The organism is Kitasatospora sp. NPDC048407 (genome assembly GCF_043200475.1).
Classification (GTDB): Bacteria; Actinomycetota; Actinomycetes; order Streptomycetales; family Streptomycetaceae; genus Kitasatospora.
The window spans coordinates 1-13,559 of record NZ_JBICXW010000019.1 but is presented as its reverse complement, the minus strand read 5'-3'; the positions used below and the strand labels follow the sequence as shown (position 1 = coordinate 13,559).

Here is a 13,559-nt window from a genome sequence, read left to right as displayed (position 1 = left end):
CCCGCGATGAAGAAGCCCACCCTGAAGGCCCCCAAGCTGAAGGCGCCCGACCTGAGCGCGGTCAAGGGCGGCAGCCGCACCGGCCAGTCACTGCTGGCCGGGGTCGCCGTGCTCGGCCTGGTGTTCGGCATCGCCGAACTGCGCGCCCCCGTCGCCCAGTCCACCGGCGCGGCCGGCCAGCGCACCACCGCGCAGGTCGAACGCACCTCGCTGGTGTGCCCGATGCCGATGCAGGGCGCGGTCGGCTCGACCAGCCTGACCCTGTTCAGCCCCGAGGGCGGCACCGGCAGCGCGGGCACCGGCGTGCTCGGCGATGTCAGGCCCGAGAACGTGCTGGCCGCGCAGAACCCCGTCCGGCCCGCCGCCGGCCCCTCCGGCGACCCGTCCGGCCAGCCCTCGGGCCAGCCGTCCGACGCGCCGTCCGGCGGCCCCGCCAAGCAGGCCGGGGCGGCGTTCGACGCCCGGGTGACGCTCGCCAAGCCCGGCGTCCCGGTCAGCGGTCCGGCCGCCAACAACGACAACGCCCCCGGCGCTTTCGCGATCGCCACCGGCAACCTCGCCCCCGGCTTCACCGTCAGCCAGACCACCACCTCCGAGCAGGGCGCCACCGCGCTGTCCGGCGTCCGCTGCGCGCCCTCCGGCACCAGCTTCTGGTTCTCGGGCGCCAGCACCGTCTCGGACCGGTACGACTACATCACCCTGGTCAACGCCGACAGCCTGCCCGCCGTGGTCGACCTGCGCATGTACGGCGACAAGGGCCTGATCGACAACGAGCTGGCCACCGGCATCGCGGTCGCCCCCGGCACCTCGCAGTCGCTCGCGCTCAACGGGTACACCAAGGGCGCGGTCACCGACCTCGCCGTGCACGTGGTCGCCCGCAGCGGCCGGATCGGCGCGGGCCTGCACGCCCGCGACGGCAACAAGGGCGCCGACTGGCTGGAGCCGTCCGCCGACCCCGCGACCAGCGTCACCATCCCCGGCATCCCCGCGGACGTCACCACCGCCCACCTGGTGGTGGCCACCGACTCCTCGGACGACGCCGACCTGAAGGTCCAGCTGTCCGGCAAGAACGGCTGGTACACGCCCGTCAACAAGGAGAGCATCCACGTCAAGGCCGGTATGACCGCCGTCCTGGACTTCCAGTTCACCCAGGAGACCCGGGACGGCGTCAGCGCGCTCCGGCTCACCCCGTCCGACCCCAAGCGCGCCACCGCCCCCGTGGTGGCCGGACTGCGGGTCGACCGGGAGAACAAGGGCAAGACCGAGGCCACCTGGCTGGCCGGCGGCGCCCCCGTCGGCCCCCGGGCCTCGATCGCCGACAACCGCGGCGGGCAGACCACCCTGATGCTGACCGCCGTCGACTCCGACGCGAAGGTCCGGGTCTCCTCCTCGGCCGGCGCCAGCGGCGGCACCCCCGTGACCAAGGAGGTGTCGGTTCCGGCGGGCACCACCGTCGCCGTGGACGGCATCGAACCGGCCGGCCTGAACGGGCCCTTCGCGATCACCGTGGAGACCCTGAGCGGCGGCCCGGTGATGGCGGCCCGTCAGCTGGCCACCAACGTCAAGGACATCCCCACCTTCACCACCCAGCAGCTGCGCGACGACCACGCCACCGTCCAGGTGCCGCAGGTCGCGGGCGACCCCGGCGTGGTGCTCAAGTAGCGCGCCGCGGCGAGGAGCAGCGGGCCCCCGGCCGGCTACTCCTCGCCGTACCGCGGGTCGATCGCGTCCGGCGACAGGCCCAGCAGCTCCGCGACCTGCTCGATCAGGATCTCGTGGACCAGCGCGGCCCGGTCCTCCTTCGACTTGGCGCGGATCTCCACCGGCCGCCGGTAGACCAGGATCCGGCTGCGCCGCCCCGCCCGCCCGGGAATCACCCGGCCGAGCGGCACCATGTCCGGCTCCGGCTCGCCCTTGACGGGCAGCGGCACCTCCAGGACGGCGAACTCCACGTCCTCCAACTGCGGCCAGCGCCGCAGCAGGCGCTCCATCGACTCCCGGACGTAGTCGTCGAAGAGCTCGGAGCGGGTCAGCGAAATGGGCACCTGCGGCGGGGCCAGTGGCCCGCGCAGGCCACGGCCGTGCCGGTCGCGGTGCCTGCGGCGACCGGAACCGGGCGGGGACGGGGGTGTTGAGCTGTCCATAGCAGTGTCGAGGGTAGTCCCTGGATGCCCGGAAGTGGACCACTCGAGCACGGCGCGTGACGGCACCGGGACACGCGAGCCGGGGGCGGGTCTTCGCGGCCCGGTCCCACTTGCGGTACCGTCCACCCTCGTGAGCTCTGTACGTCGTTGTTCGCGGACCGCGTGCGGCCGTCCGGCCGTGGCGACGCTGACGTACGTCTACGCGGACTCCACCGCGGTGCTCGGCCCGCTCGCGACGTACGCCGAACCCCACTGCTACGACCTGTGCGCCGAACACGCCGAGCGCCTGACCGCCCCGCGCGGCTGGGAGGTCGTGAGGCTGGCCGCCGAGACCAACCCGCTGCGGCGCAGCAGCGACGACCTGGAAGCGCTGGCCAACGCGGTGCGCGAGGCCGCCCGCCCGCAGGAGCGGACGTCCCGTCAGAGCCCGCCGCCGGACGGCGAGTCCGGCCGCCGCGGCCACCTGCGGGTGCTGCGTTCCCCGGACAACTGACCGGCCCCGCACCGGCCTGACACCTGAGGTTCCCCGGAGCCGGGTACGCTGCCCATCTGCGGCTCGGACGGCGCGTCCGGTATGCGCGCAGCACATCGCAGCACACACACGGGAGCATTCTGGTGCGGGACCTCAAGCAGCTTGTGAAGGCGTACGACGTCCGGGGCGTCGTGCCGGACCAGTGGGACGAGTCGCTGGCGTACGCGTTCGGTGCGGCCTTCGTCGAGGTGATCGGCGGCAACGCCGTCGTGGTCGGCCACGACATGCGCCCGTCCTCGCCGTCGCTGTCCCGCGCGTTCGCCGAGGGCGCTGCCTCGCGCGGCGCCGACGTGGTCGAGATCGGCCTGTGCTCGACCGACCAGCTGTACTACGCCAGCGGCAGCCTGGACCTGCCCGGCGCGATGTTCACCGCCTCGCACAACCCCGCCCAGTACAACGGCATCAAGCTGTGCCGGGCCGGCGCCGCCCCGGTCGGCCAGGACACCGGCCTGGCCGACATCCGCGAGCTGGTCGAGTCCTGGCTCGACGAGGACGGCAAGGTGCACGTCCCGGCCTCCGACGCCGTCACCGGCACGCTGTCGGCCAAGGAGACCCTGGACGGCTACGCCGCGCACCTGCTCAAGCTGGTCGACCTGACCGCGATCCGCCCGCTGAAGGTCGCCGTCGACGCCGGCAACGGCATGGGCGGCCACACCGTGCCCACCGTGTTCGACGGCCTGCCGCTGGACGTCGTCCCGATGTACTTCGAGCTGGACGGCACCTTCCCCAACCACGAGGCCAACCCGCTGGACCCGGCCAACCTGGTCGACCTGCAGGCCAAGGTCCGCGAGGTCGGCGCCGACATCGGCCTGGCCTTCGACGGCGACGCCGACCGCTGCTTCGTGATCGACGAGAACGGCGACCCGGTCTCCCCGTCCGCGATCACCGCCCTGGTCGCCGAGCGCGAGATCGCCCGCGCCCAGGCCGCCGGCGAGGCGAACCCGACGATCATCCACAACCTGATCACCTCCTGGACCGTCCCCGAGGTGGTCCGCGACCTCGGCGGCGTCCCGGTCCGCACCCGGGTCGGCCACTCCTTCATCAAGCAGGAGATGGCCGTCACCGACGCGGTGTTCGGCGGCGAGCACTCCGCGCACTACTACTTCCGCGACTTCTGGCGTGCCGACACCGGCATGCTGGCCGCGCTGCACGTGCTGGCCGCCCTCGGCGGGCAGCAGGCGCCGCTGTCCGCGCTGACCGCGCGGTACAACCGGTACGCGGCCTCCGGCGAGATCAACTCCACCGTCGCCGACCAGGCGGCCGCCACCGAGCAGGTCCGCGCCGCCTACGCCGGCCAGGACGGCGTCACCGTCGACGAGCTGGACGGCCTCACCGTGGCCGGCCCGGACTGGTGGTTCAACCTGCGCGCCTCCAACACCGAGCCGCTGCTGCGCCTGAACGCCGAGGCCAAGGACCCGGCGAAGATGGAAGAGCTGCGGGACGGCGTGCTGGCCATCGTGCGGGCCTGACCGCACGGTCAGCCAGCCGCTGACTTTTCGGGTGCCCCGGCCGGTAGGGTTGCCACCGGCCGGGGTACTGCTGTGTCACCGGCCATCCGTACCGCGACACCCACAGATCCGGAGCCCGACCACCATGAGCCTGCCGTCCTTCCTGCTGGAGATCCTGGTCTGCCCGGAGTGCCGCGCGCCGCTCGCCGAGGAGACCGAGGGCGAGACCCACGAGCTGCGCTGCACCGGTGAGGCCTGCGGCCTGGTGTACCCGGTCCGCGACGGCATCCCGGTCCTGCTGGTGGACGAGGCCCGCCGCCCGTCCTGACCCTGCCCCGCCAGTCGCTGGAGGCCAGCCGCCATGTTCGACGACTCCCTGCTGGACGACCCGGCCGCCCTGCAGCGTGCCGACCGCCGACGTGAACTGCTGTCCCTGGCCGGGGCGGGTGCCCGGATCCGGGTCGCGCTGCGCCGCGCCGACGCGGCCGGCGTGAACGGGCTGAACCCCGAGGGCCGCCCGCGCGCGGTGCTGGTCGCCGGGCACGGCGGGGTGCTGACCGCCGCCGCGGTGCTGGCCGCGCTGGCGGTGCCCAGCTGCCAGGTCTGGCCGCTGCCGCCCGCCGACGCCCGCCCCGCCGGGCCCGCCTTCACCGACGGCGAGTCCTGGCAACTGCCTGGCTGGGCAGGCCCGTTGGATCTGGTGGTGCTGGCCAGCGCCGGCGGCCGCGAAGGCGGCATGATCAACCTCGCCGAGCAGGCGTACACCCGCGGCTGCGCGATCGCGGTGATCGCCCCCGACGGCTCGGAGCTCGCCGAGGCGGCCCTCCAGGTGCGCGGCCTGCCGCTGCCGTTCGAACCGAGCGCGGTGGAACCCGACGGCGCCGACGCCGAACCCGACCTGCCCGCCGAGGACCCGGCCGCGCTGTGGGCGGTGCTCGCCCCGCTGCTCACCCTCGCCGACCGGATCGGCGTCGCCCCGCTCGTCCCCGGCTCGCTGGAGGCCGCCGCCGACCGGCTGGACGAGGTGGCGGTGCGCTGCCGCCCCGACGCCCAGGCGTACGACAACCCGGCCAAGACGCTGGCCGGTCAACTCGCCGAGACCGTCCCGCTGCTGTGGTCCGACGGGGCCCCGGCCGCCGCCGCGGGGGAGCGGTTCGCCGCCGCCCTCGCCGACCGGGCCGGCCTGCCCGCGCTGACCGCCCGCCTCCCGCAGGCGCTGACCGCGCACCGCGGCATGTTCAACGGCCGCCTCGGAGCCGGCGCGGACCCCGACGACTTCTTCCGCGACCGGGTCGACGAGCCGGTGCCGCTCCAGCTCCAGGTGCTGATGCTCCGCCACACCCCGGGCGTCGCCGAGCTCGAGGAGCCGGCCTGGCCGGTGGCCCGCGCCCGCCGACTGGCGGCCGCCCACGAGGTGCGGATCACCGAGCACACCTCCAGCCTGGAGGACCCGCTGCAGGCACTGGCCGAGCTGATCGGCCTGACCGATTTCGCAGCCGTGTACCTGGGCCTGGCCACCCGGAACTGACACGGTATCGTCCCTTCGTCAACCAAGGCCCGGCAAAGTTCGGGCCCTTGCGGAGGGAAGTACCGGGTTGAGTACCGAAGGCGGCACCAAGGCACTGGTCGCGGCACTGTCCGCGAACATCGGAATCGCGGTCAGCAAGTTCGTGGCGTTCGCATTCTCCGGCTCCTCCTCGATGCTCGCCGAGGGCGTGCACTCGCTGGCCGACTCCGGCAACCAGGTGCTGCTGCTGGTCGGCGGCAAGCGCTCCAAGCGGGCCGCCACCGAGGAACACCCCTTCGGGTACGGCCGCGAGCGGTACGTCTACGGGTTCCTGGTCTCCATCGTGCTGTTCAGCCTCGGCGGCATGTTCGCCATCTACGAGGGCTACGAGAAGATCGCCCACCCGCACGAGCTGGAGAACTGGTACTGGCCGGTCGGCGTGCTGGTGTTCGCCATCCTGCTGGAGGGCTGGTCCTTCCTCACCGCGTTCCGCGAGGCGTCCAAGGCCAAGGGCAAGCACGGCTGGGCGTCCTACATCCGCCGCGCCAAGGCCCCCGAGCTGCCCGTGGTGCTGCTGGAGGACAGCGGCGCGCTGGTCGGCCTGCTGCTGGCGCTGCTCGGCGTCGGCCTGACCGTCATCACCGGGGACGCGGTGTGGGACGGCATCGGCACCCTGTGCATCGGCCTGCTGCTGGTGGCCATCGCGCTGGTGCTGGCGCTGGAGACCAAGTCGCTGCTGATCGGCGAGTCCGCCGAGGCCGAGGTGGTGGCGCAGATCCGCGAGGCGCTGGTCGACCACGACACCGTCACCGGCGTGATCCACATGCGCACGCTGCACGTCGGCCCCGAGGAACTGCTGGTCGCCGCGAAGATCGCCGTCAACGCGGAGGACAGCGCCGCCGTGGTCGCCGAGGCCATCGACCGGGCCGAGGTCCGGGTCCGCAAGGCGGTGCCGATCGCCCGCGCCATCTACCTGGAGCCCGACATCTGGTCCGAGGAGAAGGCGCTGGCCGGACCGGACGCCGAGGCGACGCCGGGTGGTCCCGGCCCGAACGCCCACTGAGCCGCGTCCAATCGGTGTAGATTCGTCGGAGTGCCAAACGTCGCTGCTGATGGCGGTCGAGCGGAGCTCCGCTCCGGTCGAAGGAGAGAGGTCCTCCGACGGATTGTGCCGCAGCAGAGGGATGCCACCGCGCCCCTCTGCCGCTCAGCACACCCGTAACCAGGCCCATCCAGCTCATCCAGCGAGGAGTTCGCATGTCCACCCAGCCCACCGGCGACTACAAGGTCGCCGATCTCTCCCTGGCTTCGTTCGGTCGCAAGGAGATCCAGCTCGCCGAGCACGAGATGCCCGGCCTGATGTCGATCCGCGCCGAGTACGCCGAGTCCCAGCCGCTGGCCGGCGCCCGGATCACCGGCTCGCTGCACATGACCGTGCAGACCGCCGTGCTGATCGAGACCCTCACCGCCCTGGGCGCCGAGGTCCGCTGGTGCTCCTGCAACATCTTCTCCACCCAGGACCACGCCGCCGCCGCCATCGCGGTCGGCCCGAACGGCACCCCCGAGGACCCGCAGGGCGTCCCGGTCTTCGCCTGGAAGGGCGAGACCCTGGAGGAGTACTGGTGGTGCACCGAGCAGGCGCTGACCTGGCCGAACGGCCAGACCCCGAACATGATCCTGGACGACGGCGGTGACGCCACCCTGCTGATCCACAAGGGCGTCGAGTTCGAGAAGGCCGGCGCCGCGCCGTCGCCCGACACCGCGGACAACGACGAGTTCCGGATCATCCTGGAGCTGCTCAACCGCACCCTGGTCGAGACCCCGCAGAAGTGGACCGAGGTCGCCGCCACCATCAAGGGCGTCACCGAGGAGACCACCACCGGCGTCCACCGCCTGTACGAGATGCACCGCGACGGCAAGCTGCTGTTCCCGGCCATCAACGTCAACGACTCGGTCACCAAGTCGAAGTTCGACAACAAGTACGGCTGCCGCCACTCGCTCATCGACGGCATCAACCGCGCCACCGACGTGCTGATCGGCGGCAAGGTCGCGGTCGTCTGCGGCTACGGCGACGTCGGCAAGGGCTGCGCCGAGTCGCTCCGCGGCCAGGGCGCGCGCGTCATCGTCACCGAGATCGACCCGATCTGCGCCCTGCAGGCCGCGATGGACGGCTACCAGGTCGCCACGCTCGAGGACGTCGTCGAGATCGCCGACATCTTCGTCACCACGACCGGCAACAAGGACATCATCATGGCCTCGCACATGGCCCGGATGAAGCACCAGGCCATCGTCGGCAACATCGGCCACTTCGACAACGAGATCGACATGGCCGGCCTCGCCAAGCTCCCCGGCGTGGTGAAGACCGAGATCAAGCCGCAGGTCCACGAGTGGCGCAAGGAGGACGGCAAGACCATCATCGTCCTCTCCGAGGGCCGCCTGCTGAACCTCGGCAACGCGACCGGTCACCCGTCCTTCGTGATGTCCAACTCCTTCGCGAACCAGACCATCGCGCAGATCGAGCTGTTCGCCAAGACCGAGCAGTACCCGGTCGGCGTCTACGTCCTGCCGAAGCACCTGGACGAGAAGGTCGCCCGCCTCCACCTCGACGCCCTCGGCGTCAAGCTCACCACCCTCACCCAGGAGCAGGCCGACTACATCGGCGTCCCGGTCGAGGGCCCCTACAAGGCGGAGCAGTACCGCTACTGACGTCCCGCCGTCACGCCGGTGCCCGGCACCCCCACCGCGGGGGTGCCGGGCACCGGCGCGTTCGCGGGACTAGGGCAGCACGTCCACCGACCACTCGCGGTCGTCCGCGCCGCGCGGCACCACCCGGGTCAGCCAGACCTGCAGCTTGCTCTGCTCGTCCGACGCCGGGTGCAACTCGTCCACGCACCAGCGCATGCCCTTGCCGGACGTGCAGAGCCCGGTGTCCCGCAGCGGCAGCGTGGCCTCCCCGGGGCCCTCCGGCACCGCCGACACCGTGACGGCGTGGCCGCCCCGCTCCTGCAGGCCCACCCGGGCCGTCCACAGGTCCGAACCGCCCACCGTGCGCCGCAACGACGCCTGGGTCACCACCGCCTCCGCCGGCAGCGAGGAGAACGCGACCGGCATCGGCGGCGTGTACTTCCCCATCACCACCCCCGTCGCGACCCGCAGCGGCAGCTGCTGCCGGTCCGCCTCCGCCAGACCCGTGCTGTCCAGCTGGAACCAGCGCCCGTCCGGGCCGCGGAACCGCAACAGGTTCAGCGTCCTCGCGAACCCCGGGTCGCTCGACGTCATCCAGTACGCCTCCTGCCCGTTCACCGGCGGCGCGTCCACCCGCACCCCGTCGCCCGGGCCCAGCAGCGGGTCCACCAGCGGGGTCACCCCCGCCGGGAACGCGGTCAGCGTGAAGTGCGGACCGGCGCCCGTGGCCACCACCTCCACCCCGGCCGAGCTCGAACGGAACTCCACCTCCGTCACCTCGGCCGGCAGCCAGCCGAACCGGGCCGGCACCGTCAACACCGTGTGGCCGGGTACCGGCGCCGGCCACCCGGCACCCCGATCCGTCGGCCGGGCGGACGGATCCCACCCGTCCCCGTTCCCGCCCAGCAGTGTGAACGACCCCGCCGCCAGCACCGCCGCAGCGGCAGCCGCCGCCACCACCGACCAGGACCGCCGCCGCAGCACCGCCCGGCCCCGCCGCACCGCCAGCGCCGGATCCACCCGCGACGGCGGGGCCGACACCTCCTCCGCGGCCACGAAGCGCGCCATCCGCACGGACAGCTCTTCCCCGTCCCCGGTCATGCCTCCGACCTCCCCGCCGGACGAAGCCGCACCGAACGCCGCAGCGCCCGCAACGCCCGCGAACTCTGGCTCTTCACATTGCCGCTCGAACACCCCAGCTCCTCCGCCGTCTGCTCGACCGTCAGATCGCAGTAGTAGCGGAGCACCACGGTGGCCCGCTGGCGCGGCGGCAACGCCGCCAACGCCTCCCGCAGGTCCAGCGACACCGCCAGATCCGCCTCCACCGGCGCCGGCCCCTCCGGCGGCCGCGCCGCCGGCCTGGTCCGCCGCCACCACGCGGTGCGCTGCTCCGCCAGGAACGCGTTCACCAGCACCGCCCGGGCATAGCCGTCCGGATTCTCCGCCCGGCTCACCCGCCCCCAGTGCAGATACAGCTTGGTGATCGACTCCTGCACCAGGTCGTCCGCACGATGCCAGTCCGCGCACAACAGATACGCGACACTCCGCAACCAGACCGCCCTGGAGGTCACGAACGCGGTGAACTCCTCGTCCCGCGCCAGCTCCGCCATCTCCGGAGCCCCTCCTCCCAGTGGACCGACGGCACAACCGCGCCGCCGACCCCCTGATGCGGCCCGCCCCCGCAAAGGTTGCACGCCGGATTACGTAGGCTTCCCCCCATGCCGAACGGCCGCTACACCCTCCACGACCCGCACGACGGAACCCCGCTCGGCGAGGAACGCTTCCAGTGCGCCCCCGGCCCGGCCGGCTGGCGCTACGTCTCCAAGAGCTACCGTCCCGACGGCACCGTCCTCGGCACCACCGACCTCACCCTGGACGCCCGCCACCGCCCGATCCGCGTCGAACTCCGCAGCGGCGGCTGGCAGGTGCGCGGCGGCGCACTCGACGGCGTGCACTGGGTCCGGGCCGCCGCCGACCCCGCCACCTCCGACGCCGTCGAGGGCGAGGACCGGGCCCACGCCTTCACCGGCGACTCGCCCGCGTTCCTGATCGCCACCGCGCGGCTGCTCGACCTCGACCCCGGCAGCAGCGCCCGGATCCGCCTGGTCTCCTTCACCGGCCAGGCCCTCGCCCCCCGCACCCTCGACCAGAGCTGGCAGCTGCTCACCGTCGAGGACCACCCCACCGACACCGGACCGCTCCCCGTCGAGCACTACCGGGTCACCGACCTCGAAACCGGCGAACTCCGCGACGTCCACCTCACCGGGGACGTGCTGCTCGCCGCCCCCGGCATCGACCTCGAAGAACTCGACAGCCCCCCCAACCCCCGCCGCTGACCGCTCCGTTCACGCCGGCGGCGCGAACCCGCCGCCGCCTTCGCCGGCGGGCGGCTGGGAGGGCAGCGGGGGCGCCGCAGGTGCTGCGGCCTTCGCGAGGGGGACGGGCTGCTCGGTGGGGACGGGCTGCTCGGTGGGGACCGGGGGAGCCGCGGGGGCCGGGGGAGCGGCCTCCGCGGGCTGCGCCTGCTGCGGAACGCCGAGTATCCGCACCGGCTTCCCGTTCGGCTGCTGCGGCGGGCCCACCGGGGCCGGACCGGCCTGCGCCGGCACCGGCATGGCCGTCGGAACCGGCATGGGAACCGGCGCCCCGTACATCGGTGCCCCGTACATCGGTGCGCCGTACGCCGCCGGGGCCGCCTTCTCCCACTCGCGGCGCTGGCGTTCCATCGTCACCGCGCCCAGGTACGCCATCGGCGGCAGGCCCTGCGGTACCGACCAGCCGATCCGTCCGGCCAGATCGGCGGCCAGCCGGTCCGCCAGGCCGGTCGCCACCGGCTGGTCCAACTCGCGCATCCGGCTGAGCAGTTGGCGGATCGAAAGCCACAGGCTGTCCGGCACGCCGGACAGGTCCAGCGCCACCAGATCGGCCCCCAGCATGTGCATCACCTGCGGCGGCACCGGCGGCACCATCCCGTGGCCGCTGGCGCTCTGCGGCAACCGCTCCCGGATCACCAGCGTCCCCGCGAAGATGTCGCCCAGCCGGCGCCCCTGCTCCGAGAACAGCGACACCACCACGGCCGGCATCCCCATCAGACCGAAGTCGATGACCCCCACCAGCCCGCGCACCAGCGCGTGCCGGAAGCGGATCGGACCACCGTCCGTCCGCACCACCCGCAGCCCCAGCGCCGCCTTCCCCACCGACCGTCCGTGTGACAGCGTCTCCACCATCACCGGCAGCAGCACCGTGAAGAACACCATCAGCGCGATCACGAAGGCGTCCCCCGCCGCCCCCTCCATCGCGGACAGCCCGAAGAGCATCGCGATCCCGCAGAGGAAGTACCCCATCATGTAGACCACTGCGTCCAGCAGCCGGGCCAGGGCCCGTGACGGCAACCTCGCCGCCCGCAGCCCCAGGACGACCGCCTCACCGGTCACCAGCTCGCTCACGCCACCCACCTGTTCCGCTCCCGGGCGCGCCGGACGACCCACGTCGCGCGACCCGCCCCCCTCGATCAACAGCGGCAAACATACGGCTGCCCACCCCTGCCCGGTAACCCCGGGAGCCGCATCCGATATCCCCCGACGCGCCACGCGCCGCCTCTGGCATGCTGAGCCCCGCACCGCCCCGGCCGCACACCAACCAGTGCCCGCCGTCCTGCCCCGCCGCGCACCCGGAGAGAGCCGCAATGGACCTGGACGTCTTCGTCGCCGCCCACCAGGCGGAATGGCACCGGCTGGAGATACTCAGCGGCCGCCGCCGACTCACCGGCGAGGAGTCCGACGAGCTGATCACCCTGTACCAGCGCGCCACCAGCCACCTCGCCCAGGTCCAGGCCGCCGCCCCGCACCCCGGCCTGGAGGGCCGTCTCACCACACTCGTCGTCCGCGGCCGCAACGCCGTCGCCGGCGCCCGCAGCTCCTCCTGGCGCGACGCGGCCCGCTACTTCACCGTCAGCTTCCCCGCCGCGCTGTACCGCTCCCGCCGCTGGTGGCTGACCATCGGCCTGGTCTTCTTCCTGCTCAGCGCCCTGCTCGCCTGGTGGATCGGTACCAGCCCCGAGGTCCGCAACTCCCTGATCCCGCCGGACCAGCTGAACGAGCTCACCAAGCCCGGCGGCGAGTACGAGGCCTACTACACCGACCACCCCTCGGCGAACTTCGCCGCCAAGGTGTGGACCAACAACGCCTGGGTCACCGCCTACTGCCTCATCTGCGCGGTCGTGCTCGGCATCCCGGTCATCCTCATCCTGCTCACCAACATGATCAACCTCGCCGCCGGCCTGGGACTGATGGCCTCCGCCGGCCGCCTCCCGCTCTTCCTCGGCCTGCTCATCCCGCACGGCCTGCTCGAACTCACCGCCGTCTTCGTCGCCGCCGGCCTCAGCCTCCGCCTCGGCTGGACCGTCATCGACCCCGGCCCCCGCACCCGCACCGTGGCCCTCGCCGAGGAAGGCCGCGCCGTCATCGGCTCGGTCATCGGCCTCACCGCCGTCCTCCTGGTCACCGGAATCATCGAAGGCTTTGTCAGCGGCTCCGCCCTCCCCACCTGGCTCCGGGTCGGCATGGGCCTCACCGTCGAAGCCCTCTTCCTCGTCTACGCCCTCGTCCTCGGCAAGCGCGCCGCCGCCGCCGGCGAGCTCGGCGACGTCGAGGCCGCCGACCGCACCGACCACCAGCCGATGGCCGCCTGAGCCACGGCGTGCCTGGTCAGGGGCGCGGTTTTAAACCTGGTAGCCTGTTGATCACCCCGAGGGATCATTGACTTGATCTTTTCGTGTCAGTAGGTTTGAACGGTTGGGCGCGATTGGACTTACGGTCCGCCCGGGCGTAGGGTCTACGACATCGCAGGAACAAGGTGGGCGCCCGAGAGGGTGCAGAACCGGTTCCGGCGAAAAACCCCGAAGCAGAGCAACGCAGAACCTTTGATAAGGTCTGTAGCGAAGTCGAAGGAATTCCCACTTCAGCGGGAATCGAAAATCGGATCGAATGAAACTCCGGAAAACGGAGCGGAAAACATCTGATAAGCTGAGAACACGAAAGAACGAAGCGCCCGGAGGGCCTGCCGGAAGGCAGACCGAAGGAAGTGTCCGTTCCTTGAGAACTCAACAGCGTGCCAAAAGTCAACGCCAGATATGTTGACATCCCCGGTCGGTCCTACTGGATCGGTTGGAGATTCCTTTATGAAGTAACACTAGCGAGGACGCAGTGCGCAGGACCGCCCTATTCCGGTGGTTGCTGTGCCGC

The 13,559-nt window shown here is 72.3% G+C and carries 13 protein-coding genes; 9 read left to right on the top strand and 4 right to left on the bottom strand.

The features are described 5' to 3' along the window. Window positions 1-6: 6 nt before the first annotated feature. Complete coding sequence (locus ACGFWJ_RS28035) at window positions 7-1,662, top strand: DUF5719 family protein (protein ID WP_392954592.1); 1,656 nt, start codon at window positions 7-9, stop codon at window positions 1,660-1,662. 35 nt (window positions 1,663-1,697) lie between these two features. On the opposite strand, the gene ACGFWJ_RS28030 is transcribed toward ACGFWJ_RS28035, so the two are convergent. After that, window positions 1,698-2,144 carry a metallopeptidase family protein gene (locus ACGFWJ_RS28030; protein ID WP_387644934.1) on the bottom strand — a complete coding sequence of 149 codons (447 nt, stop codon included), beginning with the start codon at window positions 2,142-2,144 and terminating at the stop codon, window positions 1,698-1,700. 34 nt (window positions 2,145-2,178) lie between these two features. On the opposite strand from ACGFWJ_RS28030, the gene ACGFWJ_RS28025 reads away from it, so the two are divergent. The 6 genes from ACGFWJ_RS28025 to ahcY all read left to right on the top strand — a co-directional run bounded on the left by ACGFWJ_RS28025 (window position 2,179) and on the right by ahcY (window position 8,337). Next, window positions 2,179-2,637, top strand: coding sequence for a DUF3499 domain-containing protein (locus tag ACGFWJ_RS28025; protein ID WP_392954590.1), 459 nt, complete (start codon window positions 2,179-2,181; stop codon window positions 2,635-2,637). A gap of 119 nt (window positions 2,638-2,756) precedes the next feature. Beyond that, the gene (locus ACGFWJ_RS28020; protein WP_387645026.1) at window positions 2,757-4,145 is read left to right on the top strand and encodes a phosphomannomutase/phosphoglucomutase; all 1,389 of its coding nucleotides are present in this window, start codon (window positions 2,757-2,759) and stop codon (window positions 4,143-4,145) included. A gap of 124 nt (window positions 4,146-4,269) precedes the next feature. Then, entirely contained in the window at window positions 4,270-4,452 is a 183-nt protein-coding gene (locus ACGFWJ_RS28015) for a Trm112 family protein (RefSeq protein WP_100590227.1), read from the top strand. A 33-nt stretch (window positions 4,453-4,485) separates the two neighbouring features. Beyond that, the gene (locus ACGFWJ_RS28010; RefSeq protein WP_392954588.1) at window positions 4,486-5,652 is read left to right on the top strand and encodes an SIS domain-containing protein; all 1,167 of its coding nucleotides are present in this window, start codon (window positions 4,486-4,488) and stop codon (window positions 5,650-5,652) included. A gap of 67 nt (window positions 5,653-5,719) precedes the next feature. Continuing rightward, window positions 5,720-6,694: a cation diffusion facilitator family transporter gene (locus ACGFWJ_RS28005; protein WP_392954586.1), complete on the top strand. Its 975-nt coding sequence runs from the start codon at window positions 5,720-5,722 to the stop codon at window positions 6,692-6,694. A gap of 194 nt (window positions 6,695-6,888) precedes the next feature. Next, entirely contained in the window at window positions 6,889-8,337 is a 1,449-nt protein-coding gene (gene ahcY / locus ACGFWJ_RS28000; protein WP_387644945.1) for an adenosylhomocysteinase, read from the top strand. A gap of 69 nt (window positions 8,338-8,406) precedes the next feature. Here the strand turns inward: ahcY and ACGFWJ_RS27995 are convergent, their stop codons facing one another. Together ACGFWJ_RS27995 and ACGFWJ_RS27990 are read right to left on the bottom strand one after the other, a co-directional pair. After that, a complete protein-coding gene (locus tag ACGFWJ_RS27995) occupies window positions 8,407-9,417 on the bottom strand; it encodes a hypothetical protein (protein ID WP_392954584.1) in 1,011 nt (336 codons plus the stop codon). Next, window positions 9,414-9,926 (bottom strand): SigE family RNA polymerase sigma factor, encoded by a 513-nt coding sequence (locus ACGFWJ_RS27990; protein WP_387867061.1) that lies wholly within the window; start codon window positions 9,924-9,926, stop codon window positions 9,414-9,416. The genes ACGFWJ_RS27995 and ACGFWJ_RS27990 overlap by 4 nt, the downstream gene beginning before the upstream one ends. 108 nt (window positions 9,927-10,034) lie before the next feature. Here ACGFWJ_RS27990 and ACGFWJ_RS27985 point away from each other — a divergent pair, with 108 nt between their 5' ends. Continuing rightward, window positions 10,035-10,652, top strand: a complete 618-nt coding sequence (locus ACGFWJ_RS27985) for a hypothetical protein (RefSeq protein ID WP_392954582.1) — start codon at window positions 10,035-10,037, stop codon at window positions 10,650-10,652. 9 nt (window positions 10,653-10,661) lie between these two features. On the opposite strand, the gene ACGFWJ_RS27980 is transcribed toward ACGFWJ_RS27985, so the two are convergent. Beyond that, window positions 10,662-11,762 carry an RDD family protein gene (locus ACGFWJ_RS27980; protein ID WP_392954580.1) on the bottom strand — a complete coding sequence of 367 codons (1,101 nt, stop codon included), beginning with the start codon at window positions 11,760-11,762 and terminating at the stop codon, window positions 10,662-10,664. Window positions 11,763-12,001: 239 nt separating this feature from the next. On the opposite strand from ACGFWJ_RS27980, the gene ACGFWJ_RS27975 reads away from it, so the two are divergent. Further along, window positions 12,002-13,006 (top strand): stage II sporulation protein M, encoded by a 1,005-nt coding sequence (locus tag ACGFWJ_RS27975; protein WP_387644956.1) that lies wholly within the window; start codon window positions 12,002-12,004, stop codon window positions 13,004-13,006. Window positions 13,007-13,559: the final 553 nt, after the last annotated feature.